Below are 623 nucleotides of genomic sequence, written 5' to 3'. Positions count from 1 at the left end.
GATAACATAACGTCATGATAAATATAAAAAATAGCTTGGTACGCTAATTGCTTACCAAGCTATTTTACTTTTTAGTGGCGATATTTCGACAGGCAGTGAATGGACAATAACACCAACCAATCCCATTTAGACTCAGTAGAAAACCAAGTTGAGCGCTATAAGCAGGTATTGGATGTGATGCCCGCTGGGGTTATTTTGCTCGACACGTATGGTGTTGTGCGAGAAGCCAACCCCGAGGCGCACCGAATTCTAGAAATCCCACTGGTTAACGAGAAATGGTTCAACATCATTCAAGCGGCTTTTGATCCGCGTGAAGATGATGGCCACGAAGTGTCACTGCGTAATGGTCGCAAAGTGCGTTTGGCGATTTCTGCCTCCGCGACAGGGCAGCTGATCCTCATCACCGACTTAACCGAAACCCGTTTACTGCAAGCTCGTGTGAGTGATCTACAACGTCTTTCTTCATTAGGTCGTATGGTTGCATCGCTAGCGCATCAAGTGAGAACGCCGCTGTCGAGCGCAATGTTGTACGCCTCTAATTTGGGCGCGCCTAATCTTCCGCCAGCGACGAGAGAGCGCTTCCAAAGTAAATTAATGGATCGACTGCACGATTTGGAAAAGCA

General features: G+C 47.2%; 1 protein-coding gene. It reads left to right on the top strand.

Going from position 1 to position 623, the window contains the following annotated elements; translation table 11 throughout:
- Positions 1 to 99: 99 nt before the first annotated feature.
- Positions 100 to 623, top strand: a 524-nt coding sequence (locus R8O11_RS28975) for a PAS domain-containing protein (protein WP_318195091.1), incomplete at its 3' end; no start/stop codon positions are given.

Source organism: Vibrio sp. 1288 (assembly GCF_033344475.1).
Note: the sequence above shows the minus strand (reverse complement) of the source record. Positions and strands in the feature narration are given on the sequence as shown.